Here is a 228-nt window from a genome sequence, read left to right on the forward strand (position 1 = left end):
ACCTGCTGAACTGCGCGGTGCTCTCGGAGGTCGTGCCCGAGGGCGTGACCGTATGCGACGTCGGTTCCGGCGCCGGGCTGCCAGGCATTCCGTTGGCCCTCGTTCGGGAGGACCTGAAGATCACGCTTCTCGAACCGCTGCTGCGGCGCACGAACTTCCTCACCGAGGTCGTCGAGCTCCTCGGCCTGGATCACGTCACCGTCGTGCGCGGTCGTGCCGAGGAGGTCA

Annotated in this window: 1 protein-coding gene; it reads left to right on the forward strand. The window is 67.5% G+C overall.

Features of this window, described 5'->3' with window-relative positions:
- Positions 1–32: 32 nt before the first annotated feature.
- Positions 33–228 (forward strand): 16S rRNA (guanine(527)-N(7))-methyltransferase RsmG (locus E7Z54_RS23675; RefSeq protein WP_240769493.1); only part of this gene is annotated, 196 nt, incomplete at its 3' end.

This window comes from Nocardioides sp. (assembly GCF_004803405.1).
In the GTDB taxonomy this organism is placed as follows: Bacteria; Actinomycetota; Actinomycetes; order Propionibacteriales; family Nocardioidaceae; genus Nocardioides; species Nocardioides vastitatis.